Raw genomic sequence first — 905 nt, 5'->3', positions numbered from 1 at the left:
TGCGCCCAAACGATGAACGAGAGTATTGCAATGGATGCAACTGCGTACACCATCGAGTGATAGCCAAACAACCGTTTACGCGAAAATGTTGGAATAATCTGACTCACCACTCCAAAAGCAGGGAGGATCATGATGTACACCTCAGGGTGCCCAAAGAACCAGAAAATGTGCTGGAACAGAACTGGATCACCACCACCTGCCGCATTGAAGAAGCTCGTACCGAAGTGAACGTCCATTAGCATCATGGTGACAACGCCAGCCAATACCGGCATAACAGCGATGAGCAGGAAGGCTGTAATCAACCATGTCCAGACAAACAACGGCATTTTCATTAGCGTCATGCCCGGCGCACGCATATTCAAAATGGTTGCGATAACGTTGATCGCCCCCATAATCGAAGAGATGCCCATCATATGCACACCAAAGATAAAGTAAGTCACTGTATCAGGGGCATATGTTGTGGAAAGAGGCGCATAGAATGTCCAACCAAAGTTGGGTGCGCCACCTTCCATAAACAGGGTGCTCAGCAGCAGACCGAATGCAAACGGCAGAATCCAAAAACTCCAGTTATTCATTCTTGGCAAGGCCATATCCGGCGCACCAACCATAAGAGGAATCATCCAGTTAGCCAAGCCGACAAAGGCGGGCATCACCGCGCCAAACACCATAATGAGACCGTGCAAAGTCGTCATCTGGTTAAAGAATTCCGGCTCCACTAATTGCAAACCAGGTTGAAACAACTCAGCTCTTATCGTAAGGGCCATACAGCCGCCAACAAGAAACATTGCGAAACTGAACCACAGATACATCGAACCGATGTCTTTATGGTTAGTCGTAAACAGCCAACGAGCTATGCCTTTTGCAGGGCCGTGATGCTCATGCTCTTCGTTCGTAGGATTATCAAT

At 48.3% G+C, this 905-nt stretch carries 1 protein-coding gene; it reads right to left on the bottom strand.

Annotated elements, in window-relative coordinates; translation table 11 throughout:
• Positions 1-905: cbb3-type cytochrome c oxidase subunit I (locus A3750_RS13115; RefSeq protein WP_197475031.1), on the bottom strand; the 905-nt coding region annotated here is incomplete at its 3' end.

This window comes from Oleiphilus sp. HI0079 (assembly GCF_001635105.1).
Note: the sequence above shows the minus strand (reverse complement) of the source record. Positions and strands in the feature narration are given on the sequence as shown.